Origin of the sequence: Sphingobium sp. ZW T5_29 (genome assembly GCF_044987515.1) — a bacterium.
In the GTDB taxonomy this organism is placed as follows: domain Bacteria; phylum Pseudomonadota; class Alphaproteobacteria; order Sphingomonadales; family Sphingomonadaceae; genus Sphingobium.
Map to the genome: position 1 here is coordinate 43,320 of NZ_JBJDRM010000003.1, position 21,620 is coordinate 64,939.

The following is a 21,620-nucleotide window of genomic DNA, read 5'->3' on the forward strand; positions in this document are numbered from 1 at the left end:
CTTGCCATCGGGAAGCAGCCAACCCTTTTATTACCGCGCTTTACGATCCAATTGCTCTGGATTTCTTTACGCCCTAGCCCCCTGGCTGCCGCAGCACCGCGTTGCGGAGGCGGTGCAAGCAAAACCAGGTTCCAGCCAATATGAGCGGCGTCGCAATGGACACGATCGCCGAAGCGTGCAGAGCAGGCGCGAAGGGCTCTATCCCTTCAAGCATATGCCCCAACAGCGACACGCCATAATAGCTGATGGCGACCACGGACAATCCCTCCACCAACTGCTGGAGCCTCAGCGTCATGCTGGTGTTTTGTTCGAGCGAGGCCAGGAGTCTTGCGTTCTGATTTTCGATCCGCGTTTCGATGCGGGTCCTCAGCAAATTGGAAAGATGGGCCGCGAGGTCGGCGCTCTGGCGCGACCGTTTGGTGAAGCTCGCACATGTGCGCACCGCCGGAAGAAAGCGGCGTTGGGTGAAATCAGTGAGCGACTGGCATCCCCTTATCGGCCGCGGAGCCAGTTCGGCCAGCCGCTCATCAACCAGCTGAGCATATGCTGCGGTCGCACTCATCCTATAGTTTGTTGCGCCGGCGAGGGCGCCGATCTCCAGCGAGAGCTGACACAGCTCGTTCAGTAGATCGTCGTCGCGGACTTCTGGATGACTCAGCATCTGGCCAAGGTCTCGCAGCTTGGCTTCGGCATCGTGCAGCAATCGCGATTGTGCTTGGGCCACTGGCAAGCCCATCAGGGCCAGATTACGGTAATTCCCCAGTTCCTGAAAACGCTGCACGGCACGTGTTAGGTCGCCGTCACTGGCGCCGTTTGCAGCTACAAGAAGCCTGCCATATCCATCAGGACCAATACGAAAATCGGACCAGATGCGAATGCCGTCACCCACATGGCAGGATACCAATTCATCGCCGACGAACGCCATATCCTCCAAGCGGGTTTGAGCCTTCTCCTCGTCTTCGACGATCTGGATCCTGGTTGCGCGTATCGCGGCGCCCGGCAATTTTTCCATTTGTGAAACAGCGTGGTCCGTCGAGTTCGCCTGGCCGGGGTCTATAAAAAGAGTGACGGTGCTTGCTTCGCTGTGGCGCTCCCAAGTGTAGGCTATCCCGTCATGCAGCATTCCCGAAACATGGCTGGCGCCGGGCACACAAGCCGGATTCCCGCTGAATTGAACGACGAAATCGCATTCCTGCGCCCGATCGCCTTCATCCAGAATGTTCAGCATCTGCACGATCTCCATCGACGCTGAAAGCCTTGGCCAGCGCCGCAAATGCATTTCTCCGACGACCCGCTTGCGGAGCTCATGTTCTCTCACGCTCTATGCCCCCTCACTTGGCCATCCTCTTCCAACGCCTTTTTCGCAACGACGAATGTACAGATTTGCCCTGTTCACGAAGTCAGACGGAAAGGTGCGCATTTGATCCGCGTCCCGGATCAGTTCTTGGCGCTAAAGCCCGCCATCCGTCCGCCATGACGGACACATAGCTGACGTGGGCTAGCCATGCTCCTACCCTCATCGGAGTAGATGCCGGACTACAGGCGCAGACTTCACCTTCAGCCATTGCCGCCCAGGAGGCATGGGCGTGCGAGAAGTGGGGTCACAAGAGACCAACGCCATAGTTCTGTCTAATGACGGCAAAGAGCCACCGCATTTGCCGTTCGCGCTGCCTTTTCCCGGCCCCTGCTCCGCCCAGCCGCGCCTGCACAGATACTACCCCGCGCGGGGTATTGTTACACCAGTCCATCATCAGCACTATGCCATCTCTAGAATAGATTTTCTCTTGATGGGTGCGTCGTTTCAATAGCGGATAAACAGTTTGCCCGACGGGCAAACACTCCGACCAAAACTTACAAACTGTCGCCGGACGATCACTTGAGAGACGGGCGACCTCTTCACATGCGCATGTGAATACCTCTGCGCACTCGATACATCGCAGATATCTGGAGTGTTTTCCATGACGTCATATCCGAGTTCCGCCGAAGTCGTAATCATCGGTGGCGGCATCGCAGGATGCTCCATAGCGTACCATTTGACCAAGCTGGGCATTTCGGACGTAGTTCTGTGCGAGCGCAAGCAACTGACCTGTGGCACAACCTGGCACGCGGCAGGATTGGTCACACAGCTCCGCGCAAATCGGCGGATGACAGAGCTTGCCTATTATACGGGGCAGCTGTTTGGACAGCTGGAAGCCGAGACGGGCATGGCAACCGGCTATATGCAACGGGGTTCGCTGCGCCTCGCCAAGACGCCCGAACGGCTCGAAGAGCTTGCCCGCGGCGCATCGATGGGGCGCAATTTCGGCCTGCCTGTCGAACCTGTCACCCCCGGCCAGATCAAGGAACGCTGGTCGCCAGTAAATATCGACGGCATCGTCGGCGGATTCTGGTTCCCCAATGACGGTCAGGTCAACCCCATCGACGTAACGATGGCTTATGCAAAGGGTGCGCGCATGGGCGGCGCCAAGATTCTTGAGCAATGCCTGGTCAAGAACATCATCGTCGAAGGCGGCAAGGCCGTCGGCGTCATGACCGAGCAAGGCGAAATCCGGGCGAAGAAGGTTGTCATCACCGGCGGCATGTGGTCGCGCGATCTGGCGGCGCAAATCGGCGTAAGCCTTCCCCTGCATGCCGCAGAGCATTTCTACATCGTCACCGAGGCTATCCCGGAACTTCCGCGCAACCTGCCGGTCATGTTCGTCACCGACGAACACGCCTATTACAAGGAGGATGCAGGGAAGCTCCTGCTCGGCTGCTTTGAGCCGAACGCCAAGCCTTGGGGCATGAACGGCATCTCACCCGATTTCTGTTTCGATACGCTGCCCGAAGATTTCGACCATTTCGAACCGATCCTCGAACTCGCGGTGAACCGCGTGCCGCTGCTAGCCAACGCGGGTATCCAGCTGTTTTTCAACGGACCTGAAAGCTTCACCCCCGACGACCGCTACCTGCTGGGCGAAACGCCAGAGGTGCGCGGCCTGTTCACCGCTTGCGGCTTCAACTCGGTAGGCATCCTGTCTTCGGGCGGCGTCGGCAAGGTGCTTGCGGACTGGATCAACGACGGCATGCCACCAGTGGAGTTGGTCGATGTCGATGTCCGTCGCACGGTCTCGTTCCAGACCAACAAGAAATATCTTCACGACCGGACGACGGAAACACTGGGCGCAATGTACAGCATGCATTGGCCCAACCTGCAGATGGAGACCGCCCGCAACGTTCGCCGCAGCCCCTTCCACGATCGCCTGATCGCCAAGGGCGCCTGGATGACCGAAATGAACGGGTATGAACGACCCGGCTTCTTCGGCATCGCAGGAACGACACCGAAAGTGGAATATTCCTATCATAAGCCGAGCTGGTTCGACGACACTGCTGCCGAATGCCGCAACACGGCGGAGAATGTCTCAGTCTTCGACCTAAGCTGCTATGTCAAATATCTCATGGAGGGCCGCGACGCCCTCAAGGTGCTCAACAAGCTTTCCGCCAATGAAATCGACGTCCCGGTCGGTAAGCTGGTCTATACCCAATGGCTTAATCCCAAGGGCGGCATCGAGGCCGACGTCACCATCACGCGCCTGTCCGAAACGTCCTTCATGATCGTCACGATCGCCGCCTCCCAGCGCCGCGACATGGCCTGGCTGAAGCGGCATATCCCGGATGACGCGCATGCCCATGTGGTCGACATCACGTCTGGAATGCCCATGCTGGCCGTGATGGGTCCCAAGTCACGCGAACTGCTGCAGAAGATTTCGCCCGCCGACTTCTCCAACGAAGCCTTTCCTTTCGGCACCAGTCAGGAAATCGACCTTGGTTATGCGAAGGTCCGCGCCAGCCGCGTCACCTTTGTGGGTGAACTGGGTTGGGAACTCTACATGCCGGCTGAGTTCGCCCAGCATGTGTATGATGTCCTTGTCGAAGCGGGAACGGAGTTCGGACTTCGCGACGCTGGCTTCTTTGCCCTCAATTCCCTCCGCATGGAAAAGGGTTATCGCCACTGGGCGCATGACATCGGCGAGGAGGATACTCCGCTGGAGGGCGGCCTGGGTTTCGCGGTCGCGCTGGACAAGCCGGGCGGCTTCATCGGCCGAGATGCGCTTCTGCGTCAGAAGGAAGCAGGCAAGCTCACCAAACGCCTCGTCCAGTTCAAGCTGAAGGATCCCGATGCCCCCTTCGTCTTCCACAACGAACCGCTGTGGATCGGTGACCGGATAGTCGGCGACATCTCTTCGGGCGCTTATGGCCATCGCATCGGGGCTTCGCTGGGGATGGGTTATGTCCATCACGAGGATGGCGTCGACAAGGCGTTTCTGGAAGCGAGCAGCTTCGAGGTCGAGATCGCGTGGAAGCGGCATGAGGTGGAGGCGCAGTTAGGCCCCTGGTATGATCCAAAGGGCCTGCGCATCAAGGCGTGAGCCGCCCAAGCCAGCATTCTCGCAACAACAGCTGCACCTTTTTTTGAAGGCGCTTTAGCGTCGCCGGGAGGATATCATGCGCATTCTCGTTCCCGTGAAGCGGGTCATAGATTTCAACGTAAGGCCCAGGGTCAAGGCAGACGGAAGCGGCGTTGACCTTGCCAACGTCAAGATGGCCATGAACCCCTTCGATGAAATCGCCCTTGAGGAAGCGATCCGCCTCAAGGAATCGGGTCAGGCAGCCGAGGTCATCGCCGTGTCCGTCGGCCCCGCCAAGGCGCAGGACACGCTGCGTACGGCGCTGGCCATGGGGGCGGACCGCGCCATCCTTGTCGAGACCGACACGGACGTCGAACCACTCGCCGTCGCGAAGATTCTGAAAGAGATCGTGGCAGAAACCGATCCCGGTCTCGTCATCCTCGGGAAGCAGGCGATTGACGACGATGCAAATCAGACCGGACAGATGCTCGCGGGGCTACTGGGCCGACCGCAGGGCGCCTTTGCAAGCCGGATCAGCGTCGATGGAGACGCAATCAAGGTGACGCGGGAGATCGACGGTGGACAGGAAACGGTAAGGCTCACCCTGCCAGCGATCATCACTGCCGATCTCAGGCTGAACGATCCGCGCTATGCCTCGCTTCCCAACATCATGAAGGCGAAAAAGCAGCCTGTCACGATCAAGAGTCCCGCAGATTACGGGGTGGATTGCACCCCGCATATCAAAACTCTGAAGCTGGCCGAGCCGCCAGCGCGCTCCGCTGGTATCAAAGTCGCCGATACGGACGCTCTGGCCGTCAAAATCAAGGAACTGGGGGTTGCCTGAGATGAGAACTCTCATTTTGGTCGAGCATGATAATGGCGCGGTAAAAGACGCTACCCTGTCCGCCGTCACGGCCGCCGCCAAACTCGGTGCTGTCGACTTGCTGGTGGTCGGACTTGCATGCCATGGCGTGGCAGAGGCGGCTGCGGCGATCGCGGGCATCGATAAGGTCCTTCTGGCCGATCACCCCTGTTACGAGCATGCGCTGCCGGAAAATGTCGCGCCGCTGGTGGCAGCCCTCATGACCAACCACGATGCATTTCTCGTGCCCGCGACGAGCATGGGGAAGAATGTGGCGCCGCGCGTCGCCGCGCTGCTCGATGTCATGCAGATTTCGGAAATCCTCTCCGTGGAAGGAGAAAAAACATTCACCCGCGCGATCTACGCCGGAAATGTCATCGCGACCGTCGAAACCACCGATCCCAAGCTGGTGATCACTGTGCGGGGTTCAGCCTTCCCCATGGCGCCCACGACAGACGGTTCCGCTGTCATTGAGGAGGTTTCCATAGGGGCGGACACCGGTCTGTCCACTTTTGTGAGTGCGGAAATCGCAAAGCTGGAACGCCCTGAACTGACCTCCGCCAAGATAGTGGTGTCCGGCGGCCGCGCGCTCAAGGATGCGCAGACGTTCGAACAGATTATCATGCCCCTCGCCGACAAGCTCGGCGCGGGCGTGGGCGCCAGCCGCGCCGCGGTCGATGCGGGATATGCTCCCAACGATTATCAGGTAGGGCAAACGGGCAAGATCGTTGCTCCCGAACTTTATGTCGCGGTCGGCATATCGGGCGCGATACAGCATCTGGCTGGCATGAAGGACAGCAAGACCATCATCGCCATCAATCAGGATGTGGACGCGCCGATTTTTCAGGTCGCCGATATCGGGCTCGTCGCCGATCTTTTCACCGCCGTCCCTGAACTGACCGCGAAGCTGTGAAGCCCATGCCGGGCAACTGGGCATAGAATTTTGGAGAAGAATGTGACGACCGATATCCTCACCGTATCCTGTCCGTCAAAGCGCGGGATCGTGGCCGCCATCTCCAGCTACCTGGCAAGTCAGGGCTGCAGCATCTCGGATTCCTCGCAATTCGATGATGTGGAAACCGGCACCTTCTTCATGCGGGTCAGCTTCATCTCCGAAGAAGGGAAGGCGCTTTCGGAGGTGGCGGAGGGTTTCACACCGATCGGCGCAGAATGGAATATGAATTTCGAGTTTCATGATTCCACGGTCAGGATGAAGGTCATCCTGATGGTGTCCCGCTTTGGACATTGCCTGAACGACATTCTGTATCGCTGGAAGATCGGCATGCTGCCGATCGACATCGTGGGCGTCATCTCCAACCATTTCGATTATCAGCATCTAGTGCTGAGTCACGATCTGCCGTTCCACCATATCAAGGTGACCAAGGATAATAAGGCTGAAGCGGAAGCCGAATTGATGGCGATCGTCGAGCGGACGCAAGCCGATCTCATCGTCCTTGCCCGCTATATGCAGGTGCTTTCGGACGAACTGTGCCGCAGGATGCCGGGCCGGGTCATCAACATCCATCACAGCTTCCTGCCCGGATTCAAGGGTGCGAAACCCTATCACCAGGCCCATAAGCGCGGCGTGAAGCTCATCGGCGCCACCGCCCATTATGTCACCGCGGAACTGGATGAAGGCCCGATCATCGAGCAGGAAACCATAGCCGTCACGCATGCGCAGAGCGCGGACGATTATGTATCCGTCGGACGGGATGTGGAGAGCCGCACATTGGCCCGCGCGATCCACGCCCACATCCATCATCGCGTATTTGTGAATGGCGACCGGACGATCGTTTTTCCCGCCAGTCCGGGCAGCTACGCCGCCGATCGCGTGGGCTAACCATGGCGAAGATCATTGACGGCAAAATGATGGCCGAGGGCATTCTGGAGACCGTTCGCCACGACGTGGACGCCTTTCGGACGCGCTGTGGCATAGCGCCCTCCTTGGCGGTCATTCTGGTGGGTGATGATCCGGCGAGTCATGTCTATGTCTCGCGCAAGTTGAAGGCTTCCAAACGGGTCGGAATAAGGTCGATCGAGCGGCGCCTGCCGAGCGGAACGACCCAGGACGCCCTTCTGGCGGAGATCGATGCGCTGAACATCGATCCCTCCGTGCATGGCATATTGGTCCAGCTACCGCTGCCGCAGCACATTGACGCGACGGTCGTGCTGAACCGCATTTGCCCGTCGAAGGATGTGGACGGTTTCCACCCCGTGAATGTCGGTCGGCTCTCTACAGGCACTCAGGGGCTGACCCCCTGCACACCGCTCGGTTGTCTTCTTCTGCTTGAAAGTGTGGTGCAGGACTTTTGTGGCCTGAAGGCTGTCGTCATCGGAAAGTCCAACATCGTCGGCAAGCCTGTCGCCCTGCTTTTGCTGGAAAGAGAATGCACCGTCACCGTCACGCACATCAACACGCGTAATCTGCCGTCCATCGTTTCAACCGCCGACATCGTGATCGTGGCCGCGGGCAGTCCCCGCCTGGTGCGCGGCGGCTGGGTCAAGCCCGGAGCGATCGTGATAGACATCGGCATCAACAAGATTGTCGACAAGGATGGCCGGAGCATCATCGTGGGTGATGCGGTGACTTCAGAGCTCGATCATGCCGCAGCCGTCACACCTGTGCCCGGCGGCGTCGGACCCATGACCATTGCATGTCTGCTTTCGAATACCGTCCGCGCAGCCAACATGATGACGGCCGGTTCCTCACCGGATGTTCAGGGGACCATATTCGCCTCTCGCGTGGCTTAGTCGCGCAGGCAAGTTAGTTGCTGCGGGGCGCCTGCCCATATTGGAGCAACGGGTCGGCATCCAGGCCGACATTCACTTCCCCAACCACGTCGATGAACAGCGAAAACAGCTCCGCCATCGAACTGATATCCAGCTTGGCGTAGATATTCCTCCGATGCACCTTCGCCGTGCCCTCGGCCATTTTCAGCCGTTTGGCGATCACATCTATCGGATATCCCCTAAGCATCATCTGAACGACCTCGAACTCGCGATCGGTCAACAAGGAACGGCCAAAATTATCGCGGGCTCTTTTCAGATCGTCGTGCAGCTTCACTTCTTCGGGCGAGGGAGGAGCAAATAGTTTCGGGTCGGCAAAATGTCGCCAGCTCGAAGAAAGCGTACCGAAGACAATCGGAGCAATCGCCTTGGCCAGTTCCAATTCCTCATCCGAATAACGCCCCGCGTCACGGGACCGGGCGAAAGAAAGCAATATGTGCCCACCCTGCCCGTCCGACATGCAATAGCACATCTCATCGACAAGATCGGTGTCAACATAGTGCCGAACGAAAAAATCGCTGGTTTGAAAATCATCCTGATCTACCACGTCCTTAAGACTGATCGCCTGATTTTCGATGGACCGCTCAATGGCAAGATAGAATGGATCGGTAAGGTAAAATCCGTTTTTATAGTCGTTGATCTGCTGCTGCCTGACAGATTTCGACGTACGATGTTCGACGACCTCTGGTCCTACATTTTCACGAAAATGAAACAACATCATCTCGTCTGATCGGAGCGCGGCCGAGAACATGTCGAACAGCGCCTCTGCCCTCGCCTTACCTTCCAAAGCGATAAGCTGGGCGATCTTGCCATTCCACTCAGGGGAAGCCAGATATTCCAGTGACAACATTTCAGACATTTCCCACTGCCCTGACTTCAAAACGAAACATGTTCAGGCAAACGCGTCCCGGCAAGCCTGTTGAAGACGCGTCAATATGCCGGGTCCGCACTGAATTGCGCCGCGAGCCAGCGTCTGAAACGGACGATTGATGGGTCCGACCACCGATTGGCGGGACCCCTGAAAACATAAGCTCCCAGTGTCACAGGCACGAATTCCTTTTCACGAGGCACCACCTTCACCAGTCTACCCGCCGCAAGATCTTCGGCAATGAGATAGTGATTGCCAAGCGCTATCCCTTGGCCCGCGCGCGCGGCGGCCAGCGCCAGATGGGCATGGCCGTATCTGCCGGTCGGGGTGTTCGGCGGAAGATCGATAGATTGCGCCTTCATCCACATGCGCCATTCCACATCGCTGCGTTCCTCGATCAGCGGCAATGTAGCCAGGTCTTCAGCCGATCGGATCTTGTCGCCCCAGCGAGAGACGAACATCGGCGAGGCCAGCGGAAAAACATGCGGCCTCGCCAGTTCAAGCGTTCTCACCCCACGCTTCCGGTCCAGCGTCTGGCAATCGCCAATATATCGAATGTCGCCATCAACGGCGTTGTTCGAGAGGTCAAGAAGACCTTCTTCCGAGCGAAGATCGACCGGCGGCATTCCGTTCCGACCCGAAGACATTGCGAGCCGGGTAGCCAGCCAATGCAATGCCAACCCCCCGACGCAGGATATCACAAGCTTGCCATCAGTCCTCCCCCGAACGGCATCCGTTGCTTCCCTCAATTCATTGAAAACCTTCACCAAACGGCCATGATAATCGAACCCGACCGCTGTCAGCTGCCCGCTTTCCCGGTCCAGCAAGGTAACCCCCAAACGCTCTTCCAGCCCCCTTATATGACGGCTGACAATGGCATGGCTTACGCCAAGGGCCTTCGCTGCTCGTCGGATACCGCCCAATCGGCCCACTGCCTCAAAGGCCCTGAGAGCGGAGAAAGGAGGCAATGGTGAATTCATCGCGTTCAGCCAAGGAGTAGATGGTGACCTGAGGTTACCAAAGCGGCCGCCGAAAGCAACTGCTTCCGGGATGCGGAATCCCCTAATGTGTCAGCATAAGGACAGATTCCAGAAATCAATGAAGGTCGTCAGATGCGGAACGCCGAATATAACGCCCGTCGCAAGGAAGCCATTCCGCAGGGCGTCGCCACCGCCACCAATATTATCGCCAGCAGGGCCGAGAACGCCACCATCTGGGATGTCGAAGGCAATGCCTATATCGATTTTGCGGGTGGGATCGCGGTTCTCAACGTCGGCCATCGCCACCCCAGGGTGATCGCGGCGGTTCGCGACCAGATCGACAAATATACGCACACGGCATTTCAGGTGGTTGCCTATCCGCCTTATATCGAATTGGCTGAGCGGCTGAACGCTTTGGCGCCCGTCGATGGCGATGCCAAAACCATCTTTTTCACGACCGGCGCGGAAGCGACGGAAAACGCAGTCAAGATCGCACGCGCCGCCACCGGCCGCCCCGGCATCATCGCCTTTGCGGGCGGCTTCCATGGCCGGACCCTGCTGACGTCCGCCATGACCGGCAAGGTTTCGCCCTACAAAAGGGGCCTTGGACCCTTTCCGGGGGAAATCTACCATATCCCTTATCCCAGCCCGACCACCGGAGTCAGCATTGAGGAAACGCTAAAGGCTCTCAACTTCCTGTTTGCGGCCGACATCGAACCAGAGCGCATCGCGGCTTTCATTATCGAGCCGGTTCAGGGCGAAGGCGGTTTCCACAGCCCGCCGCCTGAATTTTTCCAGGCGCTTGATGATATCCGTCGTCGTCACGGCATATTGGTGATCGCGGACGAGGTTCAGACGGGCTTCGGGCGAACGGGGAAGATGTTCGGCATCGAACATATGCCGATCAAGCCCGACCTCCTTACCGTCGCGAAGTCGCTGGGCGGCGGCTTTCCGATTTCCGGGGTCATAGGGCGCGCTGATGTGATGGACGTCATCGGCCCAGGCGGTCTGGGAGGCACCTATGGCGGCTCGCCCGTCGGGCTGGCCGCAGCCTTGGCCGTGCTGGATGTGATCGAGGATGAACGCCTCCTCGACCGCGCCAATGTTATCGGCCACAGAATTCGCGAACGGATTACGCAGTTCGCTGAGAACAAGAATCTGGTGAAGATCACCGGCCTGCGCGGCCCCGGAGCGATGATTGCCTTTGACATCGTCGATGAACATGGCCAGCCCGACGGCGTTGAGGCAAAGCGTGTCTGCTCTCGCGCGCTCGAACATGGGCTGATATTGCTAAGCTGCGGCCAGTCCGGTCAGGCTATAAGAATATTGATGCCGCTGACTGTCGAGGACGAAACATTGGAACAAGGCCTGAATATTCTGGAGAAGGCACTGACAGCTGTCGCGAGGGAGGCGGCGTGACCTTCCCTCACACTCTCTCTCGACCGGACTTGCTTAAGGAAGCGGCTTTCATCGACGGGCAGTGGGTCGAGGGGACGGCGAAGATCGCCGTCACCAATCCCGCAGACGGCTCTGAACTGGGGGCTGTGCCCAATTTGGGCGCGGACGAAGCAAAACAGGCGGTTGCTTCCGCCTGGCGGGCTCAGGTCGATTGGCGCAAGCTGGCTGCAAAAGCGCGCGGCGCCATATTGCGGCGCTGGGGTGAGCTGATGCTCACGCACCAGGACGATCTGGCGACAATTTTGACGCTGGAGCAGGGCAAGCCTTTTGCCGAGGCCAAAGGCGAGGTCGCCTATGCAGCCTCTTTTCTGGAATGGTTCGCGGAGGAAGCGCGCCGGATCAATGGCGAACTGATCCAGCCCCACGCCTCCGATCGCCGTCTTGCCGTGCGCAAGGAACCCGTTGGCGTCGTCGCCGCCGTCACGCCCTGGAACTTCCCCCTGGCGATGATCACCCGGAAGGCCGGACCCGCTTTGGCCGCCGGTTGCTCGATGGTGCTCAAGCCCTCCGAACTCACGCCTTTTTCGGCACTGGCGCTCGCCGTGTTGGCGGAAGAGGCCGGGGTGCCCGCCGGGATATTCAACGTCGTGACCGGCGATGCAGCACCGATCGGGGAAATCCTGACCACGGACCCGCGAGTGCGAAAATTCACCTTCACGGGTTCGACGGGCGTGGGCAAAATGCTGGCGGCACGCTGCATGTCGACAGTGAAGCGTGTTTCCCTGGAACTCGGCGGCAACGCGCCCTTCATCGTCTTTGATGACGCCGATGTCGAAAGCGCGGTTGAAGGCGCCCTGATGTCGAAATTTCGTAACACCGGCCAAACCTGCGTCTGCGCGAACCGCTTTCTGGTTCAGGATGGGATTTTCGACGCCTTTGCGACGCGCCTGGCCGAACGGGTCAACCAGTTCGTGGTAGGCGCGGGCATGAGCGGACCCACGGACCAAGGGCCGCTGATCGACGGGCGGGCAGTGGCCAAGGCATCGGCCCATGTCGACGACGCCGTGGCGCGTGGGGCGCATATCCTGACAGGCGGTCACGCGATTAAGGGCGAAGGCAATTTCTTCCTTCCCACGGTATTGGCGAATGTTTCCGCCGACGCGCTGCTTTGCAAGGAGGAAACCTTCGGCCCGGTTGCCGGTCTGGTACGGTTCCAAAGCGAGGCTGAAGCGATCGCGATGGCCAACGACACTCCGGCTGGCCTTGCCAGCTACGTCTACACGCGGGATCTGGGTCGGAGCATCCGCGTTTCGGAAGCGCTGGAATATGGAATGGTCGGCCTTAACAGCGGACTGATCTCCACGGAGGTCGCGCCTTTCGGCGGCGTCAAGGAATCAGGCCTTGGGCGCGAAGGCTCCCACTGGGGCGTTGATGACTATATCGAATTGAAGTTGATCTGCACGGGCTTATGAGACCTGGTTAAATGAAGCAGGCGCCGGGCGTCCGGCTGCGGGCCAGTCCCTATCGCCCACAACTGGTTCCTTGCGCGATGACGTGATTGCCATGGACCTCTGCTTGAGCGGCCCCGTGGGTGAACTGGTCGGCCACCCGACACAGGGGAGTAGCGCCTGTGCCTTTGTTGTCAGCAATCCGGGTGATCTGGACTTCATTGTCGGTCACATGACCCTTCACCTTGCTCGCGACATAGCCGCCAGCGATTAATATGCCAGCCTGGTTGGCATCGATGCTGTTGCGCATAACCTGAACGTCGTGGACATGGTTGCGCACGATATCGGCCGAGCCGCTGACTTCGCCAGCCGCGATCAATGCTCCACCGGCCACCAATATGCCGGTCTTTGCACCCGTGATGGTGTTTCCGTCATATTTGATGCCGCGAACCATGTTGCCGGTACTTTTCCCCGGCGCGCCGACGTTGACCACGGGAGAGGCCAGCAGCCCCGTTGCGCACCCTGCGACCGTGTTGCCGGACACTTCGACGTCACTAACGGAAATTTCCGTCACCGGCGGCCCATTCATCTCTGGGAACCCGCCGATGGTGGCGATGCCGACGGAACAGCTTTTGCGTGGGCTGATCTGGTTGCCCCGCACACGGATGCCCTTCATGTGGATGTTGCGGGGAGGCTGCTTACCCCCCATCAAGGCTTCCACGCCCGCGATGAAGACAATGAAGCCGTTGCCGACGACCTTGTTGCCTTCGACCAGTACATCAGAGACGGATACGTCCGATGCATGGCCGTTCACGGCAACCGCGCCCCAGAGGTAGATGGCGGGGTCCGTCGCTTCGTCGAGCAGCGCGATGTCGTTGCCAGCTACGGTCAGGCGCGACAGCCGGGCGCCCCGATTGGGCGCGAACACCGTCTGCAGCGGCATGACATGCACTCCGCCTGCAAAGTCCTTGACGCTGTTGCGAGCAATCGTCACATCTTCGATCACGCCGTCGGGAGCGGAGGCGCTGGTGTCCTTGACGCCGTTGTCGACGCCCACGATCGACATGGCGCTGTGCAGCATGCTGGGAAATTCCTCGCCGAACTGACGCGGCCCGCGGAAATCATTGTCGCTGATGACAAGGTCGCGGAGCGTGCCACGCTCCCCTGCGGTAGTGACCGCGCTGAAGGTGATGCCGCCTCCATTATGAAATTTGTTGCCGGTCACGCGCATGCCGGAGAGCACCGTTTTACCAGCGGCGGGCCTGAAGGAAAGCGGCGTCGCAAACCGCTCGAACGCCACGTCCTTGATGGTGACATTGGCGCTTTCCACGACAAGGCCAAGTCCGCCGATCGGCGCGCCTTTGAAAAGGGGGGCAGCGTTCACCGTGTCGCGCATGTCATCTGCGCCGTTGGTGAGTTTCACGCCCCTTCCGCCGATCGTGTCGCCATCATTGTCCCGCAGTATCGGCATCAGGCTGTTGACGATCAAAGGAGCGAACGGCTGATCGGGTTTGGCCAATATCTGAACCGGAAGGCGAACGGCATCGCCCCGCACGGAAAAGCGGATGAGATCAGCAGCCGCAGGCCCAGGCGATCCCCGCACCTGCCGCCGCTCGGCCTTGCTCAATTGCGTAAGGGTCAGGCTGCCATTCGCCAGGCGGATGGCTTCGGCCAGCGAGAGGCGTTTGTCGCCGACCCGGCCAAGGCCATCGGCATCGTTGACGGTCAACGTAGCCCCCGCCCCGACGCTCGCGGCTGCTTGGCCGGGCTGGACACCGCCGATCATCAGCAAGAAGGCGAGTGACGAGATTGAACCACGCATTATTTGTCGTCCTATGAAGGCCATTAGAAGGACACCCGCCCAAGTACGCCGACTTCGCGGCCGCGTCCGATGCTCACCGGAAAATATCCGGTCGGCGCCCCGAACAGGCTGTAGATTTCGCCACCGCCCGGCATCCTTTTCCGTTCGTTGAGGAGATTGCGGGCGAAGAGTTCGATGGAGGCGTTCGCCTTGTCGAGACGCAAACCGGCGAACATGTCGATCTGGAAGGAAGATGGAACGCGGCGTCCATCAGCAGGCTCGCGGGCGGCTGGCGAGTAATCGGCCAGCAGCCGCACGAAGCCATCCAGGCCGCCCGACAGGGCAGCGGTATATTCCGTGTTGGCGCTCACTTGCCATTTCGGCAAACCGCCCAAGGATGCGCGTGACGTGCAACGGCTGAAGTAGCGGCCTGCCTGCACCGCAGGAATTCCTTGGGAGTCAGCCTCGCCATCACCATTGAAATCGTTGCACGGGATTTCTGCGTCGTCGAAATGGGCATTGGCGTAGCTGACAGTCAGTTGCGACATCCAGCCCTTTGCCATCGCCAGGCGCGCATCGAATTCGACGCCGCGCGCGCTTGCATCGCCGTTGAAGGTCGGACCAAGCGATCCCGTCCCGCAAGGGTTGGTGCCATTTGGCGGCAGGCCGTCTTGCGTCGCGAAGACCGTTCCTGGGATCAGCCCTACGCCGGCGGGATTGCCGGTGCAGACGATGCCCTGGACGTTGGAAATATAGCCGTTGAACTTCTGATAGAAGACTGCTGCAGCAATGCTGAGTTTTTCGTCGAAGAACAAACCCTTGAAACCGACTTCAAAGGAGTTGGACGTTTCCGCATCGTATCCGAACTCGGTCGCCGGGATCTGGGGATTGGACAGGACCAGATATTCCTCGTCTCCGCCCGGCCGGAAAGCACGCCCCCAATTCGCATAAGCCGTCAGGCTCTCGTTGAACTTATGCGTGTAGCTCGCGCTGCCGGTCCAGGCCTTTGCCGAGTCCGTGACTGCACGCCTTACTCCGACTTCGACCTTGTCATGAGGCGACAGGTTGAGGGTATGGGTCATGAAATAGCCCATTTCGATTTGCGATGGAGAGCCAGAGGTATCGACAAAGGTACAGGGCAGCCCGAAAGCGGCGAGCGGCCCCGGCGTTGTCCGGCAGTCGCCATTGGCACCGGTGAAGTCGATCAGGACATTGACGTTCTGCTCGACGCTCCGGCGGAAAATGCCCAGACGATAGTTCCAGAAATTGTCGCCGGTTCGTTCGATACGCGCTTCATGCGTCCAGTCGCGCTGATCTGATATCGTGTCCGTGTACAGTGCGATGGGTATCCGGCCGAAGGGCGTGGTTAGCAAGGCGTTCCCCGAGTCGCTATCCGATGTAGTGCCGAAACGCGCCTTGGAATGACCGCCGGTATAGCTTAGCCGGTGGCCTGCAAAGTCCCAGACCGCGTTGAGGGTCGTGATCTGCGTGTCGGTCTCGACCCTGCCCGCAAGGTCAGCGACCGATGCGCGATCAGAGGCGCTGAACGTTCCAAATTCACCTGATCCTTCGACCTGGGCGCTAGATATGCCCCGGCTTTGCAGGCGCTGATGAACAAGGTCAAAACGCAGGTCGGGATTGGGCTGCCACGTCAGGCTGGCACGCCCACTGCTGGTCCTGGACCGGTCGCGCTGTCCGTTTACGACGTTGCGGATGTCCGCGCCGCGCCCTTTTTCGTACAGGCCCGCGACGCGCAGGGCGAGCGAACCCTCGACGATAGGCATCGATACCGCACCCTGGATGTTCAGGGCATCCAGATCGGTATAGCTTGCCATGGCATAGCCATCGGCGCGGTCGAGCAGGGGGCGGCGGGAGGCGATAAGGATTGCACCCGACGGTCCTGTACCCGCCCGCAGAGTCCCCTGCGGGCCGCGCAGGACTTCGATCTGGCCGACGTCATATTGCGCCTGGATCTGCGCGGCGCGTTCGGACACCACCTCATTGAAGTAGACATCCACGGTCGGTCGGGTCAGCGTCAACGTGTTGAACTTGACGCCTCGCAGGGAAACGGTGCCACCGCTGACATCGAGGCCGGGTACAAGCTTCTGGATGTCAGAGAAGTTGGTCAGATTGAAGCGCTCTATGTCCTGCCCGGTCACTACGTTGATCGACTGCGGCACGTCGGTAAGCCGCTCTTCACGCTTTTGTGCCGTGACGATGATATCGGCCGTCACCACCGCGGCGCCACTTTCGGACTGCGCATAGGCGGGTGCTACCGGCAAGGCCAGGATGAGGGCGCCGGTGGCCGCTGAGCAAAGAAGCGAGATACGATTGAAGCGCATATAATCCCCCCTGTTCCGGGCACAGTGGCCCGATCACCGGTCGATGTCCGCCGGTGCGTTTACCGTTGCAAAAGAAGTAAACTTGGCTGGGGAGTGCAGCTACGGTGAAAAGATCATCCCAACGCATCCTCTCTGAACTGTTCTATTATGAACCCATGAGTACAGTTTAAGGAAGCGCGGTCAAGAGGCTTTTTGTAGGAGGAATTAGAGCATCGTGCGCAAAAGTGGGAACCGGTTTTGCGCTTAAAACGACGCGATAACAAAAAAACTAGAGCGCGCGATCTGCGTCCGATTAAACGCAGCGCGCTCTAAACGTTCAGGCGGGTCGAGATGAGGTCGACTGCGGTGTCGGCCTCGGCGAGCAGCGCGTCTATCTGCGGCGTTGCCTGAGCGCCGATCAGGCATTGAAAATGCGAGCCACCGTGCAGAAGTGAGCGTAAGGTTTTGGACAGTTCACCTGCATCGACAGAGGGTGAGCAGCCCCGCGTCCAGCCTTCGATGGCAAGTCTGACATGCTGCCAGATGTCATGCTCGCTCCCATCCGCGAATATCTGGGAAAACTTATGGTTCGCACTCTCCGCGATCATGAGCCGCATCATCGCCAGAGAGTAATCATTCATGACGAGAATAAGGTAAGTGCGGGCGAATGTCTTAAGTCGATCGATCAAACTACCTTCGCCCTGGAGAGCGGTCGCCAGATAGTCCATCGTGGGGCGGGACCCCTGCACGATGATGGCCTTCAGCAAATCCTCACGCGATTCAAAATAATTGTAGATCGTGACTTTGGAGCAGCCGACTTCACGGGCGACGTCGTTGAGCGTGGTGCCGTGATACCCCCGCTGTTCGAAGACGCGTGCAGCGCCTTCGAGTATCTGTGTGCGCTTAGCCTCTGTCTTCCGTCTCACAACCGCTGCTCCCGCTGACCTGCTATTATGGCCCGGTCGCAAGGCGCGCAACGTTGATGTTTAAGCGCGTTCTAAGCCGGTTAGTGCAAATGACCGGGGCGACAATGACAGGAACGTTGCTGTCGGACATGTGAATGGGCGGTTCCGACGAAAGCAGACCTTTTCAGCACGGCATTGGAACGGCGTCAGCATGCGCCCGGCTCCCTGACGGAAGCCGGGCCCATCGGTCCCTGCTGAGGATTTGGGGAAAAACTGACTTTCCTAGAAGTTCATCTCGGCTGATAGTCCGATCGATCTGAATGACCCGTAGGTGAACTGCTGCGTGTAGACACCCCCAGTGAGAGGGGCGCCCTGGATATACCCAACGAAGCGCCTATCGGTGCAATTGCGGCAGAAGACACTAAAGCGCCACTTGCTATCAGCAGCCCTAAGGCCCAAGTCGAAGTCGACCGTTGTATAACCCTCCTGCCTCGTTGCCGGATCCCCATTTGACGAGTAGTTGACTGCAGAACGGGAGTAGAGCGAACTGCCGATACTCGCTACCAGATTTGCGCTGACGGGCCGTTCGTAGCGAATACTTGCCAATCCAGTCCAAGCTGGCGCGTTGGGCAGACGACGTCCGCTCGAATCTGTCACCCCGCCAACACAGTCTGGCTGGCCAGCATAGCATATGTCGCCCTTGAATTCCTTGAACCTCGCATTGGCATGAGAAAGGCCACCTGAGATGGTTAGCCCGTCAATCGGTTGCGCCGCAATTTGAAGTTCAAAGCCTTTTGTTACCAGTTCGCCTGCGTTCTGTACAAATATAGACAGTGTTCCTGGGTCGAACGCTTGCGCTTGAAAATCACGGAACGACGTATGATATAACGCGGCATTGAATGTAACCCGCTTGTCGAAGAACTGGGATTTTAGACCCAGCTCATAATGGCGGGAAATCTCCGGACGCACATAGATTGTCGAGAATTGGGCAAATCCAGGTCCCTTATATCCTCTCGATGCGGTAGCATAGACCATGTTGTCACGCGACACATCATATTGCAGCGTGCCCCGCCAAGAAAAGTCAGTATTATGTCTCTCGACGATGGGTGTGTCCGCGACAGGAATGATCTGGATGGGCGCGCCCAATCCGTCTGAAGAATATTGGATGTCCACTTCGTCGTAGGTCAGCCGAGCACCACCAATAAGCCGTAGCTTTTCCGTCATCTTGCCAGTGACCTGACCGAAGCCTGCATAGCTGCGCAGATTTTGGACCTGATTCACTGAGTTACCGAGTAGATAAGGAATGCCGGGCGGCGGCGTCGATCCCAGATTGCCCGTGATGAAGTTCGACTGGCGAATACGCGCATTCAGCACATAGAGGCCAAATTGATAGTCGATCGGCCCTCCGCCCGTCGAAGCAACCCGCAGTTCGTCCGAGAACTGCCGAAACTTCTTAGGTTCCGTAAACCTGTCGAGTAAAGGAACTGGAAGAAAATCAGGGTCGAACTCCACATCCACCTTATAGAAGCGGGCCGCGGCTATGTTGGTCAGCTGAATATCGTCTCCAAGATCATATTCGACCTTGATCTGCGCGCCCCCCACTTTCGAATTTTCAAATGACGCGGTGTCAAAACTGACGCGGGTATTGCCTGGCCCGGGTTCAATTCCCGCCGAGGCAAGGATGGGAGCGATGGGATTGGCGGGCGATACTGATCTGATCGATGATGCACCGGTGTTGAGCCCCTTGGAACTCATATAGTCACCACCGATATAGATCGACAATCGATCGTTCGGTTTCCAAAGAAGCTTGCCGGACCCGCCGATCTGGCGCAGGCCAAGATCCAGATGTGGATTAGGGACTACATTTTTGAGAATAGGAGAATTGTCTCGGTAATATGCATTCAAGCGAACGGCGGCATCGGACGAAACTGGCAGATTCAATATGCCATTGACGCGGAACTGATGCGTGTCATTCCCCGTATGAAGGTCGCTATATTCCGAGTTCACGCGCGCGCTCACCTCACCAATGACTGGATCATTCGTGCGGATGTGAACCAGGCCAGCTGATGCATTTCGTCCGAAAAGCATGCCTTGGGGGCCATTGAGGACCTCAACCTGGCTTACGTCAGAGAAGTTGACGACGCCCATTTCCGTTCGCGCCAGAGCTACGTCATCGATGACTAATGCCACGCTGCTGTCGATGGTGCGTTGGAAGCTGGTTGTCCCGACACCGCGAATGGAGAAATTGCTACCCTGCGATTTGGCCCCGCCATTTTGCGTCTGCAAGCTTGGCGAAACCGCTGACAACCGATCGGGATCGTTCACGCCTTGACGCGCCAACTCCTCGCCTCGAACCGCTGTGACTGAAATCGGGACGTCCTGAAGGCGCTCGGCACGCCGCGTCGCGGTGACAATGATTTCGCCGACCGCCGCAGTCTGAGCCTCGGGAGGCAAGACTTTTTGGTCCACGCCTTGAGCGGCGGCTGGGGCAACCAGGGGAAATGCCGCGCCACTTAGAAGCGCCGCGCGCAAAACTCCTCTCACGTTCACCATACCCCTCCTCCTTCTTATTTCTATTGACTGAATATGGACTAGAACGATGATTACGTCAATTCATGTTGCAACATGGAATTTCCAAGGACTGCTGATTTGAAATATTCTTCTTTTTAATCAGCGCCTTACCTTCTGATCGGCCATTGCGGTTCCGTATCAAGATGGGAGGGCGGAGGGTGGCGGCGATTGCGGCAACCCTCTTCCGAGAGGCACGAATGGTGAATATATATATTTTTATCTCAGTCTATGGAACATATCTTCCGCACGGAAGCCGCTTCCTATATTCTCAGGCCTTCTTGCTTAGGAGAAAATGATGAAGCGTCCTCCCGCGTTGATCTCCCTATTCATAGCCATGGTTGGGAGCGGCGCCCCGGCCTTAGCCCAACATCAGCCGCATAGATCTCCTGAGGCAACGGACATTCATGGTCGGGAAACATCCGGCGAGATCCCCTTGGGTACTTCGTCCGGCACCGACACTGAGCAACGGGGCATGGTGTTCGGTGTGCGCGGCGTGCGCAATGTGTCCAGAGCGACGCTAACGCCCGTGCTCCCGCCCGCTGGCAAGGCAACGGGCGCTGCCGTGATTGTAGCACCCGGCGGCGCATTTAAATATCTATCTATCGATAATGAAGGATATGACGCTGCGCGATGGTTGGCAGCGCACGGCATCGCCGCTTTTGTGCTCAAATATCGCACCGAGGGCACGCCGCGCGACGCCAGGGCGTTCGATTCCATGATGATGCAAGCGGCGAAGCAAATGACCGACCCCTCCAATTTTCCCCGGACTGCGCCTGCGCTTCCCCGTGCGGCTCTTGAAGATGGGCTGGCCGCACTTAAGCTGGTTCGTAGCCGCGCCGCAACTTGGGGCATCAATCGCCAGCGCGTTGGGTTCTTGGGCTTTTCCGCTGGTGCGGTTTTGACCATGGGGGTTGGTCTGGCACCTGAAAAGGCGGATCGTCCGGACTTCATTGTCCCAATCTACGGTTCGCCCGAAGCAATTGCCGTTCCGGCAGATGCACCGCCGCTTTTCCTCGCCTTGGCGCTGGACGATCCCATCGTCGCACGGGGCCAACTTGGCCTTCTTAATTCGTGGCGAGCGGCCAAGCGTCCGATCGAAGCTCACTTTTATGAGACCGGCGGGCATGGCTTCGGAATGAACGCGAAGACTGCGGCTGCGGGCATATGGGCAGAGGAGATGCTCGCCTGGATGAAAGACCGTGGTTTGTTGGATATGCCTGCAAAATGATCTCAACTCCGGCGTTTTTTCGAAATGAGAGGGGTGTCGCGCCAGCGCGTGCGCGACGCCCCC

General features: G+C 58.7%; 15 protein-coding genes. 8 read left to right on the forward strand and 7 right to left on the reverse strand.

The genetic code is table 11. The features are described from left to right. Positions 1 to 73: 73 nt before the first annotated feature. Positions 74 to 1,318, reverse strand: a complete 1,245-nt coding sequence (locus tag ACI3KQ_RS02890; protein WP_404954610.1) for a DUF3422 domain-containing protein — start codon at positions 1,316 to 1,318, stop codon at positions 74 to 76. Between the two features lie 640 nt (positions 1,319 to 1,958). Between ACI3KQ_RS02890 and ACI3KQ_RS02895 the strand changes: the two genes are divergently transcribed. From ACI3KQ_RS02895 to ACI3KQ_RS02915, 5 genes are all read left to right on the forward strand, one after another. Beyond that, positions 1,959 to 4,409 carry an FAD-dependent oxidoreductase gene (locus tag ACI3KQ_RS02895; protein ID WP_404954612.1) on the forward strand — a complete coding sequence of 817 codons (2,451 nt, stop codon included), beginning with the start codon at positions 1,959 to 1,961 and terminating at the stop codon, positions 4,407 to 4,409. 76 nt (positions 4,410 to 4,485) lie between these two features. Then, positions 4,486 to 5,232 (forward strand): electron transfer flavoprotein subunit beta/FixA family protein, encoded by a 747-nt coding sequence (locus tag ACI3KQ_RS02900; RefSeq protein WP_404954613.1) that lies wholly within the window; start codon positions 4,486 to 4,488, stop codon positions 5,230 to 5,232. Position 5,233: 1 nt separating this feature from the next. Next, positions 5,234 to 6,163, forward strand: coding sequence for an electron transfer flavoprotein subunit alpha/FixB family protein (locus tag ACI3KQ_RS02905; protein WP_404954614.1), 930 nt, complete (start codon positions 5,234 to 5,236; stop codon positions 6,161 to 6,163). A gap of 42 nt (positions 6,164 to 6,205) precedes the next feature. Continuing rightward, positions 6,206 to 7,090, forward strand: coding sequence for a formyltetrahydrofolate deformylase (gene purU / locus ACI3KQ_RS02910; RefSeq protein WP_404954615.1), 885 nt, complete (start codon positions 6,206 to 6,208; stop codon positions 7,088 to 7,090). A gap of 2 nt (positions 7,091 to 7,092) precedes the next feature. Beyond that, positions 7,093 to 8,001: a bifunctional 5,10-methylenetetrahydrofolate dehydrogenase/5,10-methenyltetrahydrofolate cyclohydrolase gene (locus tag ACI3KQ_RS02915; protein WP_404954617.1), complete on the forward strand. Its 909-nt coding sequence runs from the start codon at positions 7,093 to 7,095 to the stop codon at positions 7,999 to 8,001. A 13-nt stretch (positions 8,002 to 8,014) separates the two neighbouring features. On the opposite strand, the gene ACI3KQ_RS02920 is transcribed toward ACI3KQ_RS02915, so the two are convergent. After that, positions 8,015 to 8,896, reverse strand: a complete 882-nt coding sequence (locus ACI3KQ_RS02920; RefSeq protein WP_404954618.1) for a response regulator transcription factor — start codon at positions 8,894 to 8,896, stop codon at positions 8,015 to 8,017. A 71-nt stretch (positions 8,897 to 8,967) separates the two neighbouring features. Then, on the reverse strand, positions 8,968 to 9,885 hold the full coding sequence (locus ACI3KQ_RS02925) for a LysR family transcriptional regulator (protein ID WP_404954620.1): 918 nt from the start codon (positions 9,883 to 9,885) through the stop codon (positions 8,968 to 8,970). A 132-nt stretch (positions 9,886 to 10,017) separates the two neighbouring features. Here ACI3KQ_RS02925 and gabT point away from each other — a divergent pair, with 132 nt between their 5' ends. Continuing rightward, positions 10,018 to 11,304 (forward strand): 4-aminobutyrate--2-oxoglutarate transaminase, encoded by a 1,287-nt coding sequence (gabT, locus tag ACI3KQ_RS02930; RefSeq protein WP_404954622.1) that lies wholly within the window; start codon positions 10,018 to 10,020, stop codon positions 11,302 to 11,304. After that, on the forward strand, positions 11,301 to 12,755 hold the full coding sequence (locus tag ACI3KQ_RS02935) for an NAD-dependent succinate-semialdehyde dehydrogenase (protein ID WP_404954624.1): 1,455 nt from the start codon (positions 11,301 to 11,303) through the stop codon (positions 12,753 to 12,755). Before gabT ends, ACI3KQ_RS02935 begins: the two co-directional genes overlap by 4 nt. Positions 12,756 to 12,804: 49 nt before the next feature. On the opposite strand, the gene ACI3KQ_RS02940 is transcribed toward ACI3KQ_RS02935, so the two are convergent. The 4 genes from ACI3KQ_RS02940 to ACI3KQ_RS02955 all read right to left on the reverse strand — a co-directional run bounded on the left by ACI3KQ_RS02940 (position 12,805) and on the right by ACI3KQ_RS02955 (position 20,311). After that, positions 12,805 to 14,553, reverse strand: a complete 1,749-nt coding sequence (locus ACI3KQ_RS02940) for a hypothetical protein (RefSeq protein WP_404954626.1) — start codon at positions 14,551 to 14,553, stop codon at positions 12,805 to 12,807. Between the two features lie 23 nt (positions 14,554 to 14,576). Further along, entirely contained in the window at positions 14,577 to 16,874 is a 2,298-nt protein-coding gene (locus tag ACI3KQ_RS02945; protein WP_404954627.1) for a TonB-dependent receptor, read from the reverse strand. Positions 16,875 to 17,182: 308 nt separating this feature from the next. Beyond that, complete coding sequence (locus ACI3KQ_RS02950) at positions 17,183 to 17,779, reverse strand: TetR/AcrR family transcriptional regulator (protein WP_404954629.1); 597 nt, start codon at positions 17,777 to 17,779, stop codon at positions 17,183 to 17,185. A gap of 261 nt (positions 17,780 to 18,040) precedes the next feature. Continuing rightward, complete coding sequence (locus ACI3KQ_RS02955; protein ID WP_404954630.1) at positions 18,041 to 20,311, reverse strand: TonB-dependent receptor; 2,271 nt, start codon at positions 20,309 to 20,311, stop codon at positions 18,041 to 18,043. A 451-nt stretch (positions 20,312 to 20,762) separates the two neighbouring features. Between ACI3KQ_RS02955 and ACI3KQ_RS02960 the strand changes: the two genes are divergently transcribed. Beyond that, a complete protein-coding gene (locus tag ACI3KQ_RS02960) occupies positions 20,763 to 21,557 on the forward strand; it encodes an alpha/beta hydrolase (protein WP_404954632.1) in 795 nt (264 codons plus the stop codon). Positions 21,558 to 21,620 lie beyond the last annotated feature (63 nt).